19 protein-coding genes and 1 pseudogene are annotated in these 22,929 nt (G+C 60.2%); 8 read left to right on the top strand and 12 right to left on the bottom strand.

What is annotated here, in order from left to right; translation table 11 throughout:
- Positions 1-123: 123 nt before the first annotated feature.
- A complete protein-coding gene (locus tag IWY39_RS19685) occupies positions 124-471 on the bottom strand; it encodes a sigma factor-like helix-turn-helix DNA-binding protein (RefSeq protein ID WP_107126374.1) in 348 nt (115 codons plus the stop codon).
- 572 nt (positions 472-1,043) lie between these two features.
- Here IWY39_RS19685 and IWY39_RS19690 point away from each other — a divergent pair.
- The 3 genes from IWY39_RS19690 to IWY39_RS19700 all read left to right on the top strand — a co-directional run bounded on the left by IWY39_RS19690 (position 1,044) and on the right by IWY39_RS19700 (position 4,031).
- Positions 1,044-1,610 carry an RNA polymerase sigma factor gene (locus IWY39_RS19690; protein ID WP_107126375.1) on the top strand — a complete coding sequence of 189 codons (567 nt, stop codon included), beginning with the start codon at positions 1,044-1,046 and terminating at the stop codon, positions 1,608-1,610.
- Positions 1,603-2,604, top strand: coding sequence for a FecR family protein (locus IWY39_RS19695; protein ID WP_107126376.1), 1,002 nt, complete (start codon positions 1,603-1,605; stop codon positions 2,602-2,604). The genes IWY39_RS19690 and IWY39_RS19695 overlap by 8 nt, the downstream gene beginning before the upstream one ends.
- Positions 2,605-2,678: 74 nt before the next feature.
- Positions 2,679-4,031, top strand: coding sequence for a TonB-dependent receptor plug domain-containing protein (locus IWY39_RS19700; RefSeq protein ID WP_231377800.1), 1,353 nt, complete (start codon positions 2,679-2,681; stop codon positions 4,029-4,031).
- Positions 4,032-4,114: 83 nt separating this feature from the next.
- Here IWY39_RS19700 and istB read toward each other — a convergent pair whose 3' ends face one another.
- The 11 genes and pseudogenes from istB to IWY39_RS24620 form a co-directional block, all read right to left on the bottom strand.
- Entirely contained in the window at positions 4,115-4,882 is a 768-nt protein-coding gene (istB, locus tag IWY39_RS19705) for an IS21-like element ISSsp5 family helper ATPase IstB (protein WP_145170006.1), read from the bottom strand.
- Positions 4,879-6,372, bottom strand: coding sequence for an IS21 family transposase (istA, locus tag IWY39_RS19710; protein WP_196871689.1), 1,494 nt, complete (start codon positions 6,370-6,372; stop codon positions 4,879-4,881). The genes istB and istA overlap by 4 nt, the downstream gene beginning before the upstream one ends.
- A 187-nt stretch (positions 6,373-6,559) precedes the next feature.
- Entirely contained in the window at positions 6,560-6,727 is a 168-nt protein-coding gene (locus IWY39_RS19715) for a DUF6771 family protein (protein ID WP_315850624.1), read from the bottom strand.
- Positions 6,728-6,807: 80 nt separating this feature from the next.
- Positions 6,808-6,954 carry a hypothetical protein gene (locus IWY39_RS19720; protein ID WP_196871690.1) on the bottom strand — a complete coding sequence of 49 codons (147 nt, stop codon included), beginning with the start codon at positions 6,952-6,954 and terminating at the stop codon, positions 6,808-6,810.
- Positions 6,955-7,098: 144 nt separating this feature from the next.
- Positions 7,099-8,270, bottom strand: a protein-coding gene (locus tag IWY39_RS19725; RefSeq protein WP_107124077.1) for an IS3 family transposase whose coding sequence is annotated in 2 segments (ribosomal slippage) — positions 7,099-8,006 and positions 8,006-8,270 — 1,173 coding nt in all. Because the reading frame shifts where the segments join, the coding sequence is not laid out codon by codon here.
- A 98-nt stretch (positions 8,271-8,368) separates the two neighbouring features.
- Positions 8,369-9,625 (bottom strand): dihydrolipoamide acetyltransferase family protein, encoded by a 1,257-nt coding sequence (locus IWY39_RS19730; protein ID WP_107126301.1) that lies wholly within the window; start codon positions 9,623-9,625, stop codon positions 8,369-8,371.
- A 2-nt stretch (positions 9,626-9,627) separates the two neighbouring features.
- Positions 9,628-11,976, bottom strand: coding sequence for a transketolase (locus IWY39_RS19735; RefSeq protein WP_107126302.1), 2,349 nt, complete (start codon positions 11,974-11,976; stop codon positions 9,628-9,630).
- Positions 11,977-12,014: 38 nt separating this feature from the next.
- Complete coding sequence (locus IWY39_RS19740) at positions 12,015-13,211, bottom strand: acetyl-CoA C-acyltransferase (RefSeq protein ID WP_107126303.1); 1,197 nt, start codon at positions 13,209-13,211, stop codon at positions 12,015-12,017.
- A gap of 27 nt (positions 13,212-13,238) precedes the next feature.
- The gene (locus IWY39_RS19745) at positions 13,239-14,414 is read right to left on the bottom strand and encodes an acyl-CoA dehydrogenase (RefSeq protein ID WP_229380797.1); all 1,176 of its coding nucleotides are present in this window, start codon (positions 14,412-14,414) and stop codon (positions 13,239-13,241) included.
- Positions 14,415-14,492: 78 nt separating this feature from the next.
- A complete protein-coding gene (locus IWY39_RS19750; RefSeq protein WP_231377801.1) occupies positions 14,493-15,236 on the bottom strand; it encodes a hypothetical protein in 744 nt (247 codons plus the stop codon).
- Between the two features lie 90 nt (positions 15,237-15,326).
- A pseudogene (locus IWY39_RS24620) lies at positions 15,327-15,563 on the bottom strand (Rieske 2Fe-2S domain-containing protein); the annotation flags it as partial.
- A 154-nt stretch (positions 15,564-15,717) separates the two neighbouring features.
- Between IWY39_RS24620 and IWY39_RS19755 the strand changes: the two are divergent.
- The 5 genes from IWY39_RS19755 to IWY39_RS19775 all read left to right on the top strand — a co-directional run bounded on the left by IWY39_RS19755 (position 15,718) and on the right by IWY39_RS19775 (position 22,926).
- Entirely contained in the window at positions 15,718-18,030 is a 2,313-nt protein-coding gene (locus IWY39_RS19755; protein ID WP_107126305.1) for a TonB-dependent receptor, read from the top strand.
- A 68-nt stretch (positions 18,031-18,098) separates the two neighbouring features.
- Positions 18,099-18,839, top strand: coding sequence for a GntR family transcriptional regulator (locus IWY39_RS19760; protein WP_107126306.1), 741 nt, complete (start codon positions 18,099-18,101; stop codon positions 18,837-18,839).
- Positions 18,829-20,550, top strand: coding sequence for an FAD-dependent monooxygenase (locus tag IWY39_RS19765; protein ID WP_107126307.1), 1,722 nt, complete (start codon positions 18,829-18,831; stop codon positions 20,548-20,550). Before IWY39_RS19760 ends, IWY39_RS19765 begins: the two co-directional genes overlap by 11 nt.
- On the top strand, positions 20,547-21,560 hold the full coding sequence (locus IWY39_RS19770) for an NAD(P)H-quinone oxidoreductase (RefSeq protein ID WP_196871691.1): 1,014 nt from the start codon (positions 20,547-20,549) through the stop codon (positions 21,558-21,560). Before IWY39_RS19765 ends, IWY39_RS19770 begins: the two co-directional genes overlap by 4 nt.
- A 1-nt stretch (position 21,561) precedes the next feature.
- The gene (locus IWY39_RS19775) at positions 21,562-22,926 is read left to right on the top strand and encodes an MFS transporter (RefSeq protein WP_181316865.1); all 1,365 of its coding nucleotides are present in this window, start codon (positions 21,562-21,564) and stop codon (positions 22,924-22,926) included.
- The last annotated feature ends 3 nt before the right edge of the window (positions 22,927-22,929 follow it).

Genomic DNA, 22,929 nt, shown 5'->3' on the forward strand with positions numbered 1-22,929 from the left:
CAAATGTCCCAGTCTTTGCCGAATTTAGACAAGCCCACCTAGCCCCCAATTGAAAATAAAAGAGAGGCGTGGGCCGCGCTCGTTTATGTGCCGTCGATCCGTACCGGCCCCTCCAAGAGCAGCTCAGCTCATATCTCGATGTTCTGCCACCATCGAGACCGCACGACGAAAATGCCAGCAGACCCGCTCCTCACTTATACCAAACCTGCGCGAGACCTGCTTCACGGTCATTTTGCGGCCGACCACTACTGCCAGGACAGCCCGGGTCAACGGCGGCATCTTCGCCAAGGCTTGCCTTACCCGCGCGCCTGCCTTGCCGCCTCCCAGCCCGATCGGCTCGGCTATCTCCCTCGGAACGCAGCGTGCAAGATATCGGTCGATCCGCGCTGCACAGCGCTCGTCGCCAGCCAGGTTTCGTAACTCAATAACCACATAAGCGGCAAACCGGCTGGCATGCTGGAAGATGGACATGACGGACACTCCTTGAAAGGGATTTCTTTCCCTCTCCAATCCTCCCCTCCCTTTCGCTTCGTCCGAATGGCGCAGTTGAGAGAGATGTCGCACCCGTGATCTGCGATGCAGCAGCATGTGTTTGCACGACTGACGCCATCACATCTCCAACCCTTCGCAGCATGTCGTTTCGCGGCAGCGATCACAGCCCGAAGGGCCGAGACCGGCGAAGCCGAGCCTGGCCTGTGCAGCGGCACACCAAGCAAGCCAGAGCGCGATGCCGCCACAGCGGGCAGCCCACCCACCCCTTCTGCTTCTTTCCAAATCTCCCAGAGCGCATGCCCAAATATGTCACAAATCCGTTCTTTAGGGTTGCGCTCCCCCGACATTCCGGCACAATGGAACCGCTTCCGGAAAAAGCCCGGAAGTGGGGCGTGAGAACCCCTTCACCATTAGCTCGGTCGCAGTTTCACTGGGGCCGGGTGGCATGCGCGCATGTCCAGCCGGCAACGGTAAAGGCGCATGCGCCTGTGGTGAACAGGTTCTCAACATCCGGCTTTGGCCGTCGCCCCGAGTGGACATAGGTGCGACGAATGGGCCAAGGCGAGCGCGAAGGTCGAAGGATCGATCTTCAGATCACGAGTAAAGACAGCGGCGAGCGGTTCAGCTTCTCCGATTTCTACCGACGAGAGAAGCCGCGCCTGTTGCGCTTCTTCAATCGCCAGCTCGGCAACACGGCGGATGCCGACGACCTCAGCCAGGAAACGCTGACACGCTTCGTGAGAGCAGCCCCTCACCCAGACCTAGTCAGCCCCCGCGCCTATCTCACACGAATAGCCACCAATCTCTTACGCAATCACGCCGCGCGCGGCTCGACACGCATGTCGCGCCGATCAACTGAACTGGACGACGGCGTGCACGGCGTTTCCCGGATCGACCCGCATCGCGAACTGCAGGCTCGCCAAGAACTTGCCCATTGGACGGCGATCCTCCAGCAACTCCCGCCCCGAACGCTGGAAATTTTTCTTCTCAATCGCGTCGAGGGCTTTAGCTATCGCCAGATCGCGACCGATCTTGAGGAGCCCCTTTGGGTCATTCAGAAACATATGTTGAAGGCCATTCGCCTGATCACCGCCCATAAGGAGGCGGACAATGACTGACGTCCATGAACAAATCACGGCGCAGGACAAGCAGGACGCCCAGATCTGGGTGCTGCGCATGCTGGATGAACCCGACCTCCATGCCGAGGCCCTCGCCGACTGGATCGCGCAAAAACCGACCCGGCGAGCCCTTTATGCCGACTTTATGGATGATGTTCAGGCCGCTGGACATGCGGCCGCCTCGTTTCAAACCCAAGCCCAGCCCTCTCGCCAGCGGCAACGCCCTTGGTGGACCAAGCCTATTCCAGTACTGGCTGCAGCATCCATCCTGGGCCTGCTGGCTTCGGCCTCAATGGTATGGCGGACCCCACCTCAAGTCGCCCCACAGGTGCAAGAAGCCGGCCCTACCCCCACCTTTGTCACAAAGCTGGGCGAAGTGCGTACAGTCCACTTGGCCGACGGAAGCCGCGCGATCCTTGATACCGACACGGTCATCGGAGTGTCCATGGCAGCCGACAGCAGGACTATCAGCCTCAAACGCGGCCGGGCACGCTTCATCGTGGCCCATGACAACGGACGCCCCTTCTATGTTCGAGCGGGCGGCATTCAGGTGCATGCAACCGGCACCGTCTTTGACGTTCTGTTTCGCGACAATGTCGCGGTGCATCTGATAGAAGGTAGCGTAGTGGTCCAGGTTTCGGCGAACGCCGCACAGCCGCCAAAGACTATCGCCCTCAAGCCCGGTCAGATTCTGGCGCTGCGCCATGGACAAGGGCCGCAATCTGTTGTCATTCCTGCACGACGGTCAGACCAGCAGTGGGTGAGCGGCGTGAAGAGCTTTGACAATGTGCCGATCAGGGAAGTGATCGCCGAGGCGAACGGCTATAGCGATACCAAGATCGAACTCGTGCCGATCAGCCTTGGCGAGCGAGAGATTTTCGGCGAGATCGACATCAGGGATATTGAACGGGTCGCCGACGCGATCAGCTTCTATCTCGACCTCTCCATCGATCGTTCGCAAAAGCACAGGCTAATCCTCACCTCTAAAAAATAATCTCGGGCCGTTAGCTTCAAATCGCTCCTGCCCTGTCTTTCCCGACCGAACCTCGAAAAGGGGCGGTTTGAAAGATGGGGGCAGACATGGGTTTGGCTAGGAACGTATTTCTCGGCAGCGCCGCACTATGCATGTGCGCGGCTGCAATGCCGGTGGCGGCGCAGAATACAAGACGCCACTATGAATTGCCTGCGCAGTCGTTGGGCGAAGGGTTGCGCGCAATCGCCCAGGCCAACGACTATCAGCTGGTCGCAGACCCCAGAGCCCTGGAAGGCCGCCGCTCGCCAGCCATCAATGGGGAGTTTACGCCGGAAGAGGCGATCACTGCGCTTCTAGCGCGATCCGGCCTTGAGGCTGAGGTCAGGGGGCAAACCATCATCTTGCGGGGGCGAGTTGCACCGTCGCGCTCGGAAGAGGTAGACAGCGCGGCGGACAATCAACTGTTCGTAACAGGCTCACGCATACGCGGGGCGCAACCCACCTCGCCAGTAATCGCCGCCTCGCGCGAAAAAATTCGTGAACTGGGACATAGCGACCTGGGATCCTACGTCCGCAATATCCCGCAGAATTTCAGCGGCGGCCAAAATCCTGGTGTCATCTCCAGCCTTCAGACCGGATCCGAAAACACGACCTCATCGTCGGCCCTCAACCTCCGCGGCCTCGGCGCTGATGCCACCATGACCCTGCTGAACGGGCATAGGGTCGCCTATGATGCAGTGAGCCAGGGGATCGACATCTCGGCCATCCCGCTTGCTGCCATCGAACGTGTCGAGGTCGTCGCTGACGGATCGTCTGCACTGTACGGCTCGGACGCTGTGGGCGGCGTCGCCAACATCCTGCTCCGGCGCGACTATGATGGCCTCCTGGCGACCGCACGCTTGGGCGCCGCCACAGATGGAGGCGATGTTCAACATCAGTTCAGCGCCGTGACCGGCAGGCGCTGGTCGGACGGCGGATTCATGATCGCGGGCGACTATAACAGAGCGACGGACATTACGGCTTCGCAGCGTTCCTATATGCGTTCGCGTCAGGGCAGCATGACGCTTCTGCCCTCACAGCGTCAGGCCAGCGCGGTCCTTGCCGCAGATCAAGCGCTGGGAGATGTCGTCGAATTTGGAATTGACGCGCATTACAACCGTCATAAGTCAGTTGCCGCCCTGCCCTTCACCGCGACGGGCGATGTGACGCAGCTCGGGACGATCAGCCGTCCTGATATTGAAGCCTATTCCATCAGCCCCACGATAGAGTTCAAGCTCCCGGGTGGATGGCAAGTTGAAGCAAGGGCCACACGCGCCGTCAGCGACAGCCATATCATCGCTGAAATCTACTCGGGCGGTTCGCGATCGGCCGTCAATCATGTCCGTTATAGAAATGACCTTTGGTCAGCTGTCAACGGCGGCGCAAAAGTCGGCCACGGGGCGGAGTAAAACCAGGCCATTGTGGCGCGCGCCCGGGGGAGTGGCGTGAGGGCGTAGCCCGAGGGCCACTCCCCCGGGCGTTGGCCTGATTTTCAGGGGTTGCTTTTGGCCTTGCGGGCGCGGCTATGGGCGAGACGGTAGCTCTCGCCATTCATCTCCAGAATGCTGACGTGATGGGTTAGCCGGTCCAGCAGCGCGCCGGTAAGACGCTCGGATCCGAAGGTCTCGGTCCATTCGTCAAAGGGCAGGTTGCTGGTGATGAAAGTCGAGCCGCGTTCGTAGCGCTGTGAGATCAGCTCGAACAGCAATTCAGCGCCGGTTTTGGAGAGTGGCACGAAGCCGAGTTCGTCGATGATGAGCAGCTTGTATCCCGCCATCTGTTTCTGGAAGCGCAGGAGGCGTCGCTCGTCACGGGCCTCCATCATCTCGCTGACCAGGGCGGCCGCAGTGGTGAAGCCGACGGACAGCCCCTTCTGGCATGCTGCCAATCCGAGCCCAATAGCGATATGCGTTTTGCCCGTGCCCGATGGACCCAGAGCGATGCCGTTCTCACGGCGCTCGATCCATTCGCATCGCGCCATCTCGAGCACCTGCATTTTGTTGAGCCTGGGGATGGCGGTGAAGTCGAAGCTGTCGAGGCTTTTGACGGCGGGGAAGCGCGCCGCCTTGATGCGCCGCTCCACCATGCGACGCTCCCTGTCGATCATCTCCATCTCGATGAGCCGGGCGAGGAAGCGGATATGGTCGACGCCTTCGGCGGCGCATTGCCGGGCCAGCTTCTCATGCTCACGAAGGCAGGTGGGCAGCTTGAGCGCCTTGAGATGGTGGGCGAGCAGGATCTCGGGAGGCTGGCCGCTCATGCTGCCTTCTGCCCGTCAGACAGCAGGGTCAGATAGGCTCTGGCAATAGTCTTCTCGACCTTTGCCCTGGGGAGGAAGGGATAGATGTCCAGGTCCAGCCTGGGCGGTATACGCTCCACCCGGCACAGGACCAGGTGCTTGACGGCATCGAAGCTGATGGCGCCCAGATCGACGGCGTGCTCAACGGCCGCCTGGAGATCGGCGATATCGAAGCTCTCCAGCAGGCGCAGCACCTGCACATACTCGCGCTTGCCGTGCTTGTGCATGCGCGCTTCCATCAATCGGCGCAGCGTCTCGAACACCTCGGGTAATTGCCATCCCTGTAGCGGCGCCGCCTGATCCAGCGCATTGATCTTTTGCTCGATCAGCGGGAGATAATGGAGTGCTTGGAAGATGACCTCCTCGCGCTGCCAGCAACGAGGATGCCGGGCGATGACCTCGCTGCGGCAGCCGATCACCACCTCATCGACATAACCCCGGACCCAGACTTCCTGATGCCCCCAAGCCACCGGCACCGAGTAGTCGTTGGTCTTGTAACGCACCAGGGACTGTGACGAGACACGTCCGCTGGTCTGGTCGCAAGCCTCGAAGGGCGAAGCTGGAAGGGGCTGCATCGCGGCCAGATCACGCACCAGGCGTTCGCCGATCGTCTCGCTCTCCCCGCGCAGCTTGTCGCTCTGGCGTTTGCGGCACTGCTCCTCGAGCCACAGGTTGAACGCCTCCCAGGTCTCAAACTTCGGGATCGGCACCATGAAGTTGCGCCGGCAATAGCCGACCAGCCCTTCCACATTGCCTTTCTCGTTCCCCTTGCCTGGGCGCGCGTAGCGATCGCGGATCAGGTAATGAGACAGGAACCCGCTGAACAGCGATGCGCGCTTGCGCGTACCGTCGGGCAGGATCTTCGCCACCAGGCAGCGGTCGTTATCGTAGACGATTGAGCGGGGTACCGCGCCGAAAAAGGCGAAAGCATGGACGTGACCGTCGACCCAGGCTTCGGCCACGGCAGCCGGATACGCCCGGACGTAGCACCCGTCACTGTGCGGCAGATCCAGCACGAAGAAGTGCGCCTTCTGCGTAACCCCGCCAATCTCCACCAACGCTTCCCCGAAATCGGCCTGCGCATCGCCCGCCGGGTGGGCCAGCGGCACGAACATCTCCCGGCTGCGCTGCTCTCGCTCCCGGATGTAATCCTTGATGATCGTATAGCCGCCGGTGAACCCATGCTCTTGGCGCAGGCGGTCGAAAACCCGCTTCGCCGTATGGTGCTGCTTGCGCGGAACGCCACGGTCCCCATCAAGCCAGCCATCGATGGTCGCGATGAACCCGTCCAGCTTTGGACGGGCAGGCGTCGTCTGGCGCCGGTAACCCGGGGGCGACGAGTAAGACAACATCTTGCGCACCGTGTCGCGCGACACATTGAAACGCTTTGCAGCGCTCCGCTGGCTCAGCCCTTCCGCACAAGCCAGACGTACCTTCAGATAGAGTTCCACGCTGAAAATCCCCAGTCCTCCCTGCCAAGCAGAAAGGCTTCAAGGTGGACGACTTTTACGCCGCCCGCAGCGGACCTATCCCGCCGCTACCGTGGCCGAGTATTCCACCGCCGTTCTCACCTGCTTCACCCAAAATCGTGCGAGATCAGCAGCGTAGCATCGCAGCTTGCTCAGCGGCCTCCCAGGCTCAGTCTGACGATGGGGCGTTTGACGCCAAAGCATCGACTATCATCGCGGCCAGCGTCTCTTCTGCCCGTGCCCGTACGACCGCCTCCTTGGCCTCCAGATCGTGCCGAAGCCATTGCGGCGCACGTTCGATGACACGCAGAATGGTCAAATTCATGTTTTCGTCCATGCGTGCAGTCTATGACTGCCTGGGCCTGGCAGCGCAATCGAGCTGCAGCGCCCAGCTCCGGCTATAAACGCCGTTGGTTGTCAGGCGAACAACCCGTGCAGGAACCAGCCCTGGCTACCGGTCGCGCTGTCCATGCCATCGCCCTGACGGAACACCCAGTATCGCGTCCCGGTCTCATCCTCGAGGAGGAAATAATCGCGGACGCTCAGCCACTCCTCCTCGCTCACATGCCATTCGCCATAAATACGCTCGGGCCCGTCCGCGCGCTTCACCTTCCGACGTATGCCGCGCCACACAAAGTGAACCGGTGGATGGTCGGGCAACAGGGCCAAGGTATTGATCTGCCCCCACCGAGTGGACCGATTGGTTTGTTAGTGCATTAAGCTCATCGCCGCCATATCCGGGTGGAGGTGGAGCGAAGCGGAACCGGAGGCCGGATATGGCGGTGTCGCCGTTTCCGGGGCCGGTGGTCGATAGCCCAGGCTGCTATGCGGGCGGACGGTGTTGTAATGCCGCCGCCAGGCTTCGATCAGCACTTTGGCCTCGGCAAGGCTGTAGAAGATCTCGCCGTTGAGCAGTTCGTCGCGAAGCGACCCGTTGAAGCTTTCGTTATAGCCATTCTCCCATGGTGAACCCGGCGTGATGTAGAGCGTCTTCACGCCGATCTGCCCCAACCATTTCTGGACGGCAGTCGCGATAAATTCGCTGCCATTATCGGACCGTATATGCGCCGGTGGCCCGCGCGAGATGAACAGGTCGGCGAGCGCTGCCAGAACATCCTCATGCTTGAGCTGCCGCGCGACGATGAGCGCCAGGCACTCCCTGCTGGCCTCGTCGATGATCGTCAAAATGCGGAACTTGCGCCCGTCATGCGTGCGCCCTTCGACGAAGTCGTAGGCCCATACATGACCTGGATATTCGGGCCGCAGGCGGATACAGGATCCGTCGTTGAGCCATAGGCGTCCGCGCTTTGGCTGGCGCAGCGGAACCTTCAGCCCCTCACGCCGCCAGATCCGCTCAACGCGTTTATGGTTCACCGTCCATCCCGCATGGCACAGCAATGCCGTCACCCGGCGGTAGCCATAGCGACCATATTGCTTCGCCAAAGCGATGATATCCTCTGTCAGTGCCTGTTCGTCATCCGCCCCGCGCGGCACCTTGCGCTGTGTCGATCGATGCTGACCCAGCACCCGGCATATCCGTCGCTCGGACACCGGAAGCTCTTGTCGCAAATGATCGATGCAGCGCCGCCGCCGCGCAGGGCTCAGAAGTTTCCCTTGGCAGCCTCCTGCAGGATCAACTTGTCCAGCGTCAGGTCCGAAATCGCCCGGCGAAGACGCTGGTTCTCTTTCTCCAAATCCTTCATCCGCCGCGCCTGGTCGGTCTTCAGCCCGCCATATTCCTTCCGCCAGCGATAATAGGTCTGCTCGCTGACCGCGATCCGCCGGCAGGCCTCCGCTGTCGAGGCCCCCTGCGCCAGCACAATCTCAACTTCACGCAGCTTGCCGATAATCTCTTCCGGCTTGTGCTTCTTGCTCGGCATTCATTTTCCCCTTCGTGGTCCAGACTATCATAGTCTCTGGGCCACTCAGCAGGGGGCAGATCACCAGCCCAAACTTTCTTTTCATCGGGTTTCGCACCTTAACAAATGATCTGGAGAGGTTCTTCCAGAGCATTTCGAAATGCCGCCATGAAGCGCGCCGCGGCAGCGCCATCGATGGCGCGATGATCGAAGCTGGCCGTGGCGGTCATGATCGTTGCCAGGCCCAGTTGTCCATCGACTTTCCAAGGCTTCTCGATCCCCGTCCCGATGCCCAGGACCAGAGCCTGTGGTAGGTTGATGACCGGTATCATTTCATCGATCCCATACATGCCAAGGTTGGATATGGACGCCGTGCCGCCCTGATATTCCTCGGGTGATAGTTTGCCCGCGCGCGCCCTGGCGGCAAGCTGCCGGCTCTGCTGCGCCACCGCCGATAGCGACAGGGTCGCTACGTCGCGAATGATCGGCGTGATCAGACCGCCATCGATCGCCACCGCCATCGCGATGTCGACCTGGCTGAAGCGATACATGTACTCGTCTGCAAACTGCACATTGACGTCCGGCTCGCGCGTCATTGCGATCGCCATGGCTTTGATCACCAAATCATTGACCGACAGTTTAACGTCACGCGCGAAAAGATTGGCGTTTAAATCGTGGCGGAGCGCGAGCAGCGCGTCGATGCGGCAATGGGCAGTCAGATAGAAATGCGGCACCGTCTGCTTGGCTTCGCTCATTCGGCGAGCAATCGTCTTGCGCATGCTGCCGAGCTTTACCTTTTCCATTGGCAGGCCGACAGGCGGCGCATGCACGGTCGCGACCGCCGGTATGCCGGCCACGCCCCGTTCCACCACCGGGGCGGCCGTTGGCGGCGGGAGTCCAAGGTCCGCCTTGACGATCCTGCCACGCACACCAGTGCCATAAATCCCCAGCAGCGACAGCCCCTTGGCCGTCGCTATACGGCGCACCAAGGGGGTTGCCGTGATGTCGCCTTCCTCAGCCTTGGCCACTGCATCGGGTGCTGAGACGGTAAATTCACAAAACGTCATAGGCGTCGCGGGCGCTGCGAGAGGTGCGGCATCCGCCATTTCCACCAAGGGGAGCGCGTTCGCCTCGCCGGGCGCGGCAATTATTGCGATGACCGTGCCGACCGTGACATCCTCTGTCCCTGCGGGCACAGTGATCGACGCGATCACGCCCTCGTCGGTGACTTCGAAATCCAGCGTCGCCTTGTCGGTCTCAATCTCGGCGATCAGGTCTCCAGGCTTTACCGCATCCCCTTCCCTCACCAGCCATTTCGCCAGCGTGCCCTTCTCCATTGCGGGCGACAGAGCGGGCATTTTCAGTTCGATTGCCATGTTCAGATCCCAACGAAGAGTTCGGCGGCAGCTTCGACGATGGCGTCAGCGTCGAGCCTATATGTACGATAGAGGTCTGGCAGGTCGCCGGTCTGGCCGAAACGGTCGATGCCCAGAGGGCTGACCCGCATGCCCATTACCCCGCCCAGCCAGGACAACGCACCGGGCGCTCCATCGATGACCGTGACCAACGACGTACCTGGCGCAAGCGCCGAAAGGAGCTGCTCGGCATGACATGGCACTGCTATGCCTCCAGTCCAGCGCGCTGACCTTTGGGCCGACCAGCCGCGATGCAACAGGTCAGGTGAAGTGACGTTGAGCAGGCCAAGACCTGGCACGTCCTCGGCCAGTTGCTCCCACGCAGCCATCGCTTCAGGCGCGATTGCGCCTGTAAATATGATCGCGATCTCGGCATTGGGATCGGGCTTGCGCAGCCAGTAACCCCCTTTCAGAGCATCTTCTTCCCAATCGTCATCGGCGCGCTCAACCTGCGCGATCGTGCGGGTCGATAGCCGCAGATAGACCGAGCTGCCGTCGGGCTTTTGCATATGATCTAAAGCATAGGCCATGGTCAGCGCCACTTCGTCCGCAAAGGCCGGCTCGAAATAGGTGAGGTTGGGCTGGCCCATGCCGATCAGGGGCGTGTTGATTGACTGGTGGGCTCCGCCCTCAGGCGCGAGGGTCAGGCCCGATGGCGTACCCACCAGCAGGAAGCGCGCATCCTGATAGCAGCCATAGTTTAGCGCATCGAGGCCGCGCGCGATGAACGGATCATAGACGGTGCCGATCGGCAATAATCGCGTGCCAAATTGCGACGCCGCCAGCCCCAGCGCCGCCAGCATCAAGAAAAAATTGTTTTCCGCTATCCCCAGTTCGACATGCTGGCCTGCCGCATGGCCGGACCATTTCTGGGCGGAGGGGATTTTGGCGGCATGGAATATGTCGGCCAGTTCCTGTCGGCGGAACAGCCCCCGCCGGTTGACGAAGCCGCCAAGGTTGGTGGTTTGCGTTACGTCCGGCGCGGTCGTGACGATCCGGTCGCCGATCGGGTTACCGGACTGGGCCAGATCCATCAGGATGCGACCGAACGCGGACTGGGTCGATTGCTCCGCACCATCGAGCACGGGGAGACGGGATGGGATCGGGACCGCTTCGCCCAACCGTTCGGGCGGCGTCGCGGCGAAGGCGCTTTGTTTTAGGAAAGCGTCCAGTTCGGCGGCGACGTTATCGCCAAGCCCGGCATAGGGATTCCATTCATCGCCTGGCGATATGCCCAGGCTGTTGCGTAGTTCCGCGATCTGCGGGGCGTTCATCATGCCCGAATGATTGTCCTTATGCCCCGCCAGCGGCAGGCCGTAGCCCTTGATCGTATAGGCGATGAACAAGGTGGGAACATCGTCGCCCGATGCGCTGTCGAATGCCTGCGTGAGCGTCTCGACACAATGCCCGCCCAGATTGGTCATCAACGCGGCCAGAGCTTCATCGTCCAGGCTTTCGAGCAATTTGGCGGTGTGTGGCTTGTCACCGATGTCGGCCATCAGCCGCTTGCGCCACGCTGCACCACCCTGATAGGTCAACGCGGCGAAGTCAGCGTTGGGGCAATTGTCAATCCATTCCTCCAAGCTCTTGCCGCCGGGCCGTTTGAAAGCGGCGCGTTGCAGCTTGCCATATTTCAGCGTCAGGACGCGCCATCCGCAGGTCTCGAAAATATCGTCAAACCGGCGGAACATGCGATCGGCGGTGGTGTGGTCGAGGGACTGGCGGTTATAGTCAACGATCCACCAGCAATTGCGGATGTCGTGCTTATAGCCTTCGATCAGGCATTCGTAGACATTGCCTTCATCCAGTTCCGCGTCGCCCATCAGCGCGATCATGCGGCCCCTATCGGCCTCTGCAAGTTGCCCGTGCGCGATCAGATAGTCCTGCACCAGACTGGCGAAGGCCGTGATCGCGACGCCAAGGCCCACAGACCCCGTCGAGAAATCGACCGGGATCTGGTCCTTCGTGCGCGAAGGATAGCTTTGCATGCCGCCCAGCCCGCGAAAGCGCTGCAACTGGTCTAGGCTCTGATTACCAAGCATGTAATGGATCGCGTGCAGCACCGGGCCTGCATGAGGCTTGACCGCCACCTTGTCCTGCGGGCGTAGCGCGTGGCCATAGAGCGCGGCCATGATGGTCGTCATCGATGCGCAACTGGCCTGATGCCCGCCGACCTTCATACCGTCGCGCTTCTCGCGCACATGATTGGCATTGTGCACCGTCCAGGACGAAAGCCACCGCAACTGCCTGTCCAGTTTCTCCAGCGCGTGAACAATGTCCTGCTCAGGACCGGAAACGACGGCTTTCGGCATGAAATCTCTCCAAAATTGTTCCTGTTGTCCCTCTGGCTTCAGGGAATTTCGAACAGCCCCGCAGCCCCCATGCCGCCCGCCGTACACATCGAAATGACGACATATCGGACCCCGCGTCTGCGACCCTCGATCAGCGCATGACCCACCAGCCTGCTGCCGGTCATGCCAAAAGGATGCCCGACAGCGATCGCGCCGCCATTCACATTGTATTTTTCAGGATCAATGCCGAGATGGTCGCGGCAGTAGAGGCATTGGCTGGCAAAGGCTTCGTTCAGTTCCCATAGCCCGATGTCCTCGATCCTCAAGCCTGCGCGCTTGAGAAGCTTGGGGATCGCGAACACCGGGCCGATCCCCATTTCATCCGGCTCGCAGCCTGCCGCCTGAAAGCCGCGATAGATGCCCAATATCTCCTTGCCCTCAGCCTCCGCTGTGCGGCGTTCCATCACGATCTGGGCCGATGCGCCGTCGGAAAGCTGGCTGGCATTGCCTGCGGTGACATATTGGCCCTCCTTCACGACCATCCCGTCCTTAAAAACGGGGCGCAGGGTCGAGAGGATTTCGGCTGTCGTGCCCCCTCTGATACCCTCGTCCTGTGTTACCGTAACCTGCTCTGTGCCCGCCTGGTTGCCCTCTTTGTCATGGATTATCTTTTCAACCGTTATCGGCACGATCTCCTCTGTAAAGGCTCCCTTTTGCAGACCAGCATAGGCGCGCTGCTGGCTCATCGCGGCAAATTCGTCCTGTGCCGCCCGGCTGATGCCATAGCGGCGAGCAACGACTTCGGCCGTTTCGATCATCGGCATATAGGCATAGGGTTTCTGCTCGGTCACGGACCTGTTCTGATAGGCCTTGGGTCCCTGCAAAGCGGTGAGCGTGATCGATTCCATGCCTCCTGCCAACGCGACATCGATGTCGTCGGCCATGATTCCGCGCGCTGCCATTGCGAGGGCAGTAAGGCCCGAACCACATTTGCGATCCAGGCTGAACGCGGGCAACTGGATTGGCAGGCCGGCTGCGAACACACACATGCGGGCAATATTCGTGCCTTGTGTGCCCCATTGATTGCCAGCACCATAGAATATGTCATCAATGCGCTCGGGGTCTATCCCGGCTCTTTCTATGGCCGCCTTCATGACGTGTCCGCCTAGAACAGGAGCCTCGGTGTTTTTGAAATATCCTCGATTGGCCTTTCCGATTCCGGTACGGGCGGTGGAAACGATAACGGCTTCCCGCATGAAACAACTCCAATTCCGGTTATGGCCTCAGAAAGCTGCGATGCCTGTGATCGCGCGGCCCAGGATAAGCGCATGCACGTCATGCGCCCCTTCATAGGTATTGACTGTTTCCAGGTTCATCAGGTGACGCATCACCTGATATCCGGCCGAAATGCCATTGCCGCCATGCATGTCGCGGCTCATCCGCGCGATGTCGAGCGCCTTGCCCACATTGTTGCGCTTGATGAGCGAAATCATCGCTGGCGCGGCGCAATCTTCGTCCATCAGTCGGCCCACGCGCAGGCAGGCCTGCAGGCCAAGGGCAATTTCGGTGGCCATGTCGGCCAGCTTTTTCTGATACAACTGGGTTGCTGCCAGCGGCCGGCCAAACTGGTGGCGATCCAGTCCATATTGGCGTGCAGCCCCATAGCAAAATTCGGCGGCTCCCATAGCGCCCCAGCTTATGCCGTAGCGCGCCCGGTTCAAGCAGCCGAAAGGACCTTTAAGACCCTGAACATTAGGCAGAAGCGCGTCTTCCCCGACCTCCACATCGTCCAGAACGATCATTCCGGTAATTGACGCGCGCAAGGACAATTTGCCTTCGATCTTCGGAGCTGACAGGCCCTTCGTCCCCTTTTCCAGCAGGAATCCGCGGATCGCGCCGCCATGCGCGTCGGACCTCGCCCACACGACGAAGATATCGGCGATCGGCGCGTTGGAAATCCAGGTCTTGCTGCCCGACAAGATGTAGCCGCCATCGATTTTCCCGGCGCGGGCAGTCATGCCTCCGGGATCGGAACCAGCCTCGGGTTCGGTCAGGCCAAAGCAGCCGATCCATTCTCCGGACGCCAGTTTCGGCAGATAGGCGAGCCGCTGCGCTTCCGAGCCATAAGCGTAGATGGGGTGCATGACGAGGCTCGACTGCACACTCATCATCGAACGATAACCGCTATCGATCCGCTCCACCTCGCGCGCGATCAGTCCGTATGATATATAGTTCGCGCCTACACCTCCATATTCTGCGGGCAGTGTCGGACCCAACAGTCCCAAAGCACCCATTTCCCGAAATATCGCAGGGTCGGTCTGTTCCGCCTGAAAGGCGTCGACAATGCGCGGCGCCAGCTTTTCGGACGCGTAAGCGCGCGCCGTGTCACGGATCATCTTTTCAACGTCGCTCAACTGATCATCGAGCAAAAGAGCGTCGTCATGGTCAAAGTCAAACACGTGAATATCGTTCCTTTAACAAGGAGGAAATGGCGGCAAACACCGCAAACATGTAAAGGCCGCCAGATGCGCGCGACCTCAGACCTGTGAAAACACTGCTTTGGCGCTCATATTTTCACCATCCAGGACCGCGTGCTCCTGGCCATGGCCGGTTTCATCCGCGATCAGCCTTTCGACGATACGACGGCATCGCGTGCCAGCAAAATCGGTCTGAAGATAAAGCGGCTTCAACGAGAAAAACTCCCGACCCTCCATATGATCCTGACAGGCCGCCATCATCGGCTCATCCTCGGTCAGGAACGCATTGGTGAGGATCGCCTTGGTCTGTTCGTCGATCGCGTGATCATCCATCCGTCGGTTGCGTGTATGAATCCAGAAATAATGGGTCGATGTCGCTGTGGCCGGCGTGATTAGATGCGCGTTCCGGGTGACTGCTCCTGAATCAGGGTCTGTGCCATGTTCCGTCATGGCCAATCGTTGGCGGACTGTTCCTGGTGCCATCCACTCGATATCGGAATGATAATCCCCCGTCATTCCGTCGAAATACAATGCCTGACTGGATGGCGTCGGTACATTCCGCATAACGGTATGCACGGCCACCGAGCGGTCGCGTGCTTCATAAGTGGAATCGCGTTTTGCGCGGGAGGGCGAAAGCGTGCCAGCGTGGATATAGGCGGCATGACTAAGGTCCATCAGGTTATCGAGTACCAGACGATAATCGACATCCATCATGATATGCCCGGCGACCAGAGAGCCCCCCGCCTGATCCAGCAAAAGCAGGTCAGGTATGAGAGACGGATCGGCGTCGGCGCGATTGCCCATCCAGATCCAGATCAGCGCGCCGCGCTCTGCTACGCCATAGGTCCGAACATGGGCGGCGGCGGGAATATGTCCGTCCCCATGAGGATTGTGCACACATCGCCCGTCCATGCCGAATTGCAGGCCATGATAGGGGCATTCGATCCGGTCGTCGGCTAGTCTACCTTTATGCAGCGGTGCGAAGCGGTGCGGGCAACGATCGCCCATCGCATGGGGCATGCCATTAGCGTCCCGCAACAGCATGATGGGTTGGTCGAGGATCCGACGGGCGATTGGCCTGATAAGTTCACTGGCAAATGCTGCGCAATACCAAGCATTCATTATGTACATTCCTGCTCTCCCAAACCACCAGGCGCCTCGTTCGGCATGCCATATTTTGATATATTCCGAATTAATGCAAGATTTTTATTGCTTAATCGTCAAATGGCATGCCATATAGGTCCATCGCCCGTAGAGGCGAGGCAATATTTGGAGGGATGGGACAATGGCAACGAAACGGTCGGTTGCGCGCGCGCTCTGCTTGCTGATGGCCGGATCGGCCTGGATAGGAAGCTGCCAGGGGATTGCCTGGGCAAATAGTGACGCCGAACCGGCGCCGGGCGCGTCGACAGCAGATATTGTCGTAACCGCCAATAAGCGCTCGGAAAGCATACAGAAGGTACCGATTTCGGTCGTCGCCGTTGCGCCGGAACTGCTCCGGCAAACCGGCGTGGTCAGCACGATCCAGCTTCAGCAAACGGTGCCGGGCATCTCCTTTTCTCCGTCGGGCGAAGCCAAACTCAACAGTTTCTATGTGCGCGGAGTAGGCACCTATGCGCTCGCGTCGACGCTGGAATCGTCCGTGGGCGTCGCCGTCGATGGCGTGCCACTGGCGCGGGTCGGCGGCAGCATTTCCGATCTCGTAGACCTCGAGCGCGTAGAGGTTCTCAAAGGGCCGCAGGGCATGTTGTTTGGTAAGAATGCTACGGCCGGTCTTATCAACGTCGTATCGCGTCGGGCTGAACTGGGGGTCAATGGTGGGCAGGTGAACCTGTCTTATGGTTCCTTCAACGAAATCAATGTCGATGCAGCGGTCAATATCGCCTTGGGCGAGACGGCTGCACTGCGCATAACGGGCTGGCGCTTTGGCCACGACGGATTTGTCAAGGGACTGGACGGGCGCGATTATGTCGACAAGAACAGTTATGGCGGGCGTATCGGGCTAACTGTGGAGCCGACCGAGGCTTTGCGGATAACCGTGATGGGCCAATTCGACGGCCGTGACGAAAACGGCACCGCTTTCACTTATCGCAAGTTTAACGGCACGCCGCCCTTTGGATCGATCGTTGAGGCATGGGAAACCTCGCGGGGAATTGTGCCCTCGAAGGATAATCTGGTTGCGGATCCCGGCCCCAGGCCGCGCGCTTTCGCATCCAATCATTATCTGACCGGCTTGGCTGACCTTGAGCTGGGTGGAGGGTATACGCTCTCGTCCGTGACCTCCTATCGCAAGGTCCATACGTCAGGGCAGATGGACCCATTTCTTTCGACTTCGCCGCTGGTCCGCCTGCTTCAGCTTTCCGACGAGGAGAGATATGACCAGTTCACGCAGGAATTGCGCGTGGCGTCGCCCATTGACCAGCCGCTGAGTTTCGTCGCGGGATTGTTCTACTATGATTTCAACGTGAAGGACGTACAGGTGCAGGAATTCTTCGGGGTTCCGGTGCCTGGAAGTTCGCGATACGCGCGCCGCAACACTGTCACCAACACACTGCGCAATATCGCAGCTTTCGGTGAAGCCACCTACCGCATCACCCCTGCCATCCGGGTCATCGGCGGCATCCGGGTGTCGAATGACCGCACCTCGGGGTCTTTCGATCGTGCCCTGGCCGGGATCGACAATGGCGTGGTGCCAGCCAGCAATGCGGTCTTCGCCTACACGCCCAAGCGCATCAAATATGACGCTCTGTCCTACCGCTTCGGCGCACAGATGGATCTGGCGCGCGATGTGATGCTCTATGCGACGGCATCGCGCGGCTATAAGGCGCCCGGCTTCAATCTCACTCAGACGCTCGCAGCAGGAACCGTCGTCAACGACACCCGCGTCAATGCGGAAATCGCCAAGTCCTACGAAATCGGCATCAAGTCGCAATTTTTCGATCGTCGCCTGACCGTGAATGTCACGGCCTTCAATTCCATCTTCAGTAACTTCCAGACAACGGTGGGGCTGCCGGTAACGCCGCAGGTCTTCGTCATCCAGAATGCGGGAGAATTGAAATCGACCGGTGTGGAATTTGAAATCACTGCGCGTCCGGTGACGGGTCTCAGCTTTGGCATCAACGGCGCCTATGTAGACGCGCGTTATACCGACTTCAACAATGCGGCCTGTTACCCTACGCAACCGACGCTGCCGGTAGGTAGTCCGCTGCAACCCGGCTTCTGCGTGGGTGGCGTACAGACCATGAACGGATTCCCGCTCGCCCAGTCGCCCAAGTGGAGCTTTAATATCTCAGCCCGGTATGAAGCGCCGATCGGGGAAGATTTGAAAGCCTTCATCGGTGGCAATTATTCGTACAGGAGCCGGACCGTTTACGAGGCCAATCGCAATCCCGGCGAAGTGCAGGATGGATATGGCTTCTTCAACCTGTCAGTCGGCGCAGGTGCGCTGGACGAAGGTTGGACAGTAAGCCTGTACGCTCGAAATCTGTTCAAGGAACAATTCGTGTCGCGCGTTCGACAGAACTTCAACAGCTTCTACCAACTGCCAGCCTACGAAGCGCAACGGCGGGTCGGCGTGCAACTGTCGGGGAAGTTTTGAGCCTGCACTTTCCTCCGCTAGAGACGTCATGGTCATCCATATTGGATGATCATGACAGGAGTGAAGTTATGTCTACGCGCGTCGAGGCAGTTACGTTGCAGTTGCGGGAAATGATCGTCAATCGCCAATTGCCATCTGGGTCGCGCGTCCCGGAACGAGATATCGCCGCCGCGCTGGGCGTGTCGCGGACCCCGGTTCGTGTTGCACTTGGCATATTGGAAGCCGAAGGGCTCGTCCGGGGTGAACCGAACAAGGGGTTCGTCGTCAATGAATTCAGCGTCGAGGATGTTCTGTCGGGGTTCGATGTGCGCGGGGCGTTGGAAGGATTGGCGGTGCGCACCGCCGTGGAAGGCGGGATCAGTGAAGATACGCTGGCGACGTTGCAGCGTTGCGTCGACGAGGGCGATCAATTGGTCGCTACCGGCCTTTGCAATGTCGAGGACATGCGCAGATGGTCCGTCGCCAACGGGGAATTTCACCGCGCCATCATCGAGGCAGCAGGTCTTCGCGCGCTCGAAAGCGTTCATGCGTTCATGGGCCGAATGCCGCTCGTGGCGCCAATTGCGATCCTGTTCACCAGTGACAAGCATGATGATGCGTATGCCCGCATGGTCGACGCCCATAGCGATCATGTCCACATACTGACCGCTATCAAGGCGCGTGAAGCCAGCCGGGCTGAATATCTGATGCGCGAACATGCGCACAGGTCGCGCGATCACCTGGCTCGATTGCTGAAATCTGCCGCTACGCCAGAAGCCCCCGCCCCCAAGCGGAGACGATTGAGGAAACACAAGAACGATGTCGAATGAAACGCTGGATCTGCTCATTACCGGAGCTGGCCCTGCCGGCCTTCTTGCGTCCTGTATCGCGTCCCAGCTCGGGCTCACCCACAGGGTCATAGAGCAGCGGCCCGGGCTTCACACCGAACCATCTGCACATGTCCTTAAAACGCATGCGATGGAAGTCTACCGCCGCATCGGCGCGGCGGACAGGATTTCCCCATTGGGCACGCCGGTCGAACTGCAACGCTGCATCGCCTGGTGCGAAACGATCGGGGGGCTTACTTATGGCCGCCTTGACCTGACGGGCAAAAAAGGACGGGTCGCCCGTTTCACTGACATCAGTCCCGTCCATTCGGAAAATCTGCCGCAAAGCCTACTCGAGCCGCTGCTGCACGCGCGGGCGAAGGAACTGGCAGGGGGTGTCGATCCAGTGTCCTTCGACACCACATTTCAATCCTATTGCGACGATGGGACCAAGGTTACCGCAACCGTCTCGTCCCATGGCAAGGAAGCCCACATTCGTGCGCGCTATCTGATTGGTGCTGATGGCGCTTCAAGTGGCGTTCGTCGGGCAGCAGGGATCGCGATGGAGGGGCCACAACTTATTGCCCAGTTTCTGGCAATCCACATCAAATCCGACATGCGCCCCTTTCTCGCGCGCAATCCCGGCGTGGTCTTCTTCATTCGCTCGGTCAAGCGCGAAGGCTTCTTCATCATGCACCAGCCGGTCGGATCGCAGGTGTTCATGATGCGCCACGATCCCGCCGTGACGCCCTTCGACAGCTTTGATGAAGCAAGCTGCACGGCCATCATGGACGAAGTCATGGGCGCACCGCACCGCTACGAACTGGCCGCCATCGACACATGGGCAATGTCGGCGCAGATTGCGGCGCGCTATCGCGAGGGGCGCGTATTTCTGATCGGCGACGCCGGGCACCGCTTTCCGCCGACCGGCGGACTTGGCCTCAATACCGGCGTCGAGGATGTCGAAAATCTCATATGGAAGCTGGGTGCGGTTCTGCGTGGGCAGGCCGCTGACGCCCTTCTAGACAGCTACGAACTGGAATGCCGACCCATTGCGATCCGCAACAGCGAACAATCGGTCAGGAACCACAGCCGCACCAAAGAAGTCGAACGGGCGCTGGGAGTTGAGGACGGCAATGACGCCTTTCAGGCGACGATCGACCAGTTGGCCTCTTCGCCAACGCACATGCGTCACGCAGAAGTGCAGTCAGCGATCAATGCCCAAATTCGGCATTTCGCCTTTTTGGAACTGGAGATGGCTGCCGTAGCCACAAGCGGTGTGTTCATCGAGGCTGAACGAAGCATCCCATTGCCGGTGCCCAGCGAGGAAGGCTACCAACCCTGTCTTCGCCCTGGTCATCACGTCCCACATCTTTGGCTGGAGCCGGGCCGGTCCACGCTCGACTGCCTGTCATTCGATGGATTCACGCTATTCGTGCCCAAAAATGCCGTTGATATATGGGACCGGGCCATCGCAGCCTTGCCGCCCGGCACCATGCGCACCACAGTCGTGCCGTTGGACGAACGTGCCTGCTCGCCGCGTGCGAGCGCTCAGGACTATTGGGGCGATACCCCTTTCGCCTTTCTCGTCCGGCCCGATGGCCGGATAGGCTGGGTAGAGCCGGACAATATGAAGAGCGCTCAAACTGAACTCGCTCAGGCGCTGACATCGCTCTTGTCGGGCACCGTCACCAACATCGTGGAGGCGGTATGACCGACCAGATCGATACAGATATGCATGCCGTCGAGATCGTTGAGAAGGAGGGCCATTTCGGTCTGTCGCCGACACGCAGGCCAGTCCCCCAGCCCCAGCCCAATGAAGTGCTGATCGCAGTGCGCGCCGCCGGGGTCAACGGCCATGACCTGCATCAAATCCACAATGGCGGGCATCCCATCAAACCGGGTGAAACCGACCTGCCCGGGCTCGAGGTCGCCGGTACGATCATCGCCTTGGGCAAGGATGTGGTCCGGTGGACCATCGGCGATCGCGTCACCGCTTTGCTGCGCGGCGGGGGTTATGCCGAATATGCGGTAGCGCCCCAAGGCAATTGCCTGCCGATCCCCGCCAATCTCGATTGGGCACAGGCGGCGGTCCTCCCGGAAACCTTTTTCACCGTCTGGAGCAATATTTTCGTCGATGCCGGTCTTGCATCCGGCGAAAGCTTCCTGATGAATGGCGGCACGAGCGGCATCGGTGTCGCGGCAATCCAGATAGCGTCCACTCTGGGTCACAAGGTTTTCGCGACCGCGCGGGGCGCGAAAAAGGCCGCCATCTGCGAAGCGCTGGGTGCCGTGCGTGGCATCGATTATGAGAGCGAGAATTTCGCCGATGTGATCATGGCGCAGACGGGCGGCCGGGGGGTGGACGTCATCCTGGACATCGTGGCGGGCGACTATCTGGAGAAGGACATCGCTGCTCTTGCCGAAGGCGGACGGCTGGTCTTTATCGGCGGCGCGCGGGGCTTTCGATCGGAAATCGATCTGCGCCAGCTGATGCGCAAACGCCTGCGCATCGGGGGCAGCCTGCTGCGGCCCCGGAGCGACGCTTTCAAGGCGCAGGTCGCTGCTGCGCTGGAAGAACGGATCTGGCCGCTCGTAGCATCCGGTCAGATCCAGCCCATGCTGGATCGCACCTTTCCATTGGCGGACGCAGCCGCTGCGATCGCATGTCTGGAACAACGCCATCATGTCGGCAAAGTCGCTCTGCTCGTCAGCGACAACTGACATGGCCAACCATATTCCTGTACCAACAGCCCCTACGCCGTCTGCAATTACGGCCCTGCGCGCCAGCCTGCTGGTCATCACGCTCATGCTCGCGCTCGCGCTTTCGTTTGTTGATCGGCAGATATTGGCCCTGCTGATCGACCCGATAAAGTGCGAACTGGGCCTGAGCGACACTCGCTTTGGCGTTTTGCAGGGCGTGGCGTTTGCCCTTTTCTATATTGGCTTCGGCATCCCGCTCGGGCGGCAGGCGGATCGGGGCAACCGGCGCAATCTCATCATATTCGGCATCATCATGTGGAGCGTGATGACGATCGCCTGCGGCACGGCCACCTCTTTTGTCTCGCTTTTTGCCTGGCGCGCAGGCGTCGGCATCGGCGAGGCTGCCTTATCGCCGGCGGCCTATTCAATGATTACCGACGCCGTGCCCAAGCGCCGACTCTCACTGGCGCTCGGCGTTTACAATATGGGCGTTTACCTCGGATCAGGCGCGGCGTTGCTGGCCGGCGGCGCTTTGCTCAAATGGCTCTCCACGATGAATTTGTCAGGCCTGCCTCTTGCTTCACCGCACCCCTGGCGCATGGTTTTCCTGTGCGTCGGAGCGCCGGGTCTCATCATGGCGTTGCTGATGTCACTCTTGAGCGAACCAGCGCGGACGCATTTCGACGCCAGGGCCGATAAGGCCATGCCCACCGTCATGGAAACAGTGCGATTCATCGCATCGGAACGCAAGTTATTCGCTGGGCTCATTCTCGGTTTCGCCTGTCACAACACGTCCCTTTACGCGCTGCTGAGCTGGATACCGGCCTTTTTGGGCCGGCATTATTACCTTGCGCCAGCAGACGTCGGGTTGATGCTGGGCCTTTCCACCATGACAGGCGGAGGGGTCGGCCTGGTTCTGGGAGGCCTGCTGAGCGATCGGCTGTTTCAGTCTGGCCGCTGCGACGCGCCGCTCATCGTCGCTATCGTGAGCGCAGTCGGCATCGCCATCGGCGCCGCCTTCACCCTTTCGGCTGGCAGTCCGCAGGCGGCCGCATGGGCGTTTGGCGTGACGATGGTCTTCGTCGCCTTGCCGATCGGGCCGGCGTCTGCTGCCCTGCAACTGGTCGTCCCCAACCGCTATCGTGGCCAGGTATCGGCTTTTTATCTCGTCTCCATCTCGCTAGCGGGATTGACCATCGGACCCGTCGCCCCCCCGCTGATCAGCGATCATATCCTCCATTCGCCCACGCGCATCGGGGAGGCGCTGATGCTCACGATATGCGTCGTCGCGATCCTGTCGATCATCCTCTTTCTCGCGGGTCGTCCCGCCTATGCGCGCCGCTACGCGGCGATCCATCTATCGAACAAGCCTTGTGAGGGAGAATAGCGG

Source organism: Sphingobium sp. JAI105 (assembly GCF_015752145.1).
Lineage (GTDB): Bacteria > Pseudomonadota > Alphaproteobacteria > Sphingomonadales > Sphingomonadaceae > Sphingobium > Sphingobium xenophagum.

Bases quoted from the DNA above. Each gene is read 5' to 3' on its own strand.
- IWY39_RS19715 (WP_315850624.1), bottom strand. From the start codon at position 6,727: ATGGACGAAAACATGAATTTGACCATTCTGCGTGTCATCGAACGTGCG.
- IWY39_RS19735 (WP_107126302.1), bottom strand. From the start codon at position 11,976: ATGCCGAAAGCCGTCGTTTCCGGTCCTGAGCAGGACATTGTTCACGCG.
- IWY39_RS19770 (WP_196871691.1), top strand. From the start codon at position 20,547: ATGACCGACCAGATCGATACAGATATGCATGCCGTCGAGATCGTTGAG.
- IWY39_RS19750 (WP_231377801.1), bottom strand. From the start codon at position 15,236: ATGGGCAATCGCGCCGACGCCGATCCGTCTCTCATACCTGACCTGCTT.
- IWY39_RS19740 (WP_107126303.1), bottom strand. From the start codon at position 13,211: ATGCGGGAAGCCGTTATCGTTTCCACCGCCCGTACCGGAATCGGAAAG.
- IWY39_RS19775 (WP_181316865.1), top strand. From the start codon at position 21,562: ATGGCCAACCATATTCCTGTACCAACAGCCCCTACGCCGTCTGCAATT.
- IWY39_RS19685 (WP_107126374.1), bottom strand. From the start codon at position 471: ATGTCCATCTTCCAGCATGCCAGCCGGTTTGCCGCTTATGTGGTTATT.
- IWY39_RS19700 (WP_231377800.1), top strand. From the start codon at position 2,679: ATGGGGGCAGACATGGGTTTGGCTAGGAACGTATTTCTCGGCAGCGCC.
- IWY39_RS19765 (WP_107126307.1), top strand. From the start codon at position 18,829: ATGTCGAATGAAACGCTGGATCTGCTCATTACCGGAGCTGGCCCTGCC.
- istB (WP_145170006.1), bottom strand. From the start codon at position 4,882: ATGAGCGGCCAGCCTCCCGAGATCCTGCTCGCCCACCATCTCAAGGCG.
- IWY39_RS19730 (WP_107126301.1), bottom strand. From the start codon at position 9,625: ATGGCAATCGAACTGAAAATGCCCGCTCTGTCGCCCGCAATGGAGAAG.
- IWY39_RS19755 (WP_107126305.1), top strand. From the start codon at position 15,718: ATGGCAACGAAACGGTCGGTTGCGCGCGCGCTCTGCTTGCTGATGGCC.
- IWY39_RS19690 (WP_107126375.1), top strand. From the start codon at position 1,044: ATGGGCCAAGGCGAGCGCGAAGGTCGAAGGATCGATCTTCAGATCACG.
- IWY39_RS19695 (WP_107126376.1), top strand. From the start codon at position 1,603: ATGACTGACGTCCATGAACAAATCACGGCGCAGGACAAGCAGGACGCC.
- IWY39_RS19760 (WP_107126306.1), top strand. From the start codon at position 18,099: ATGTCTACGCGCGTCGAGGCAGTTACGTTGCAGTTGCGGGAAATGATC.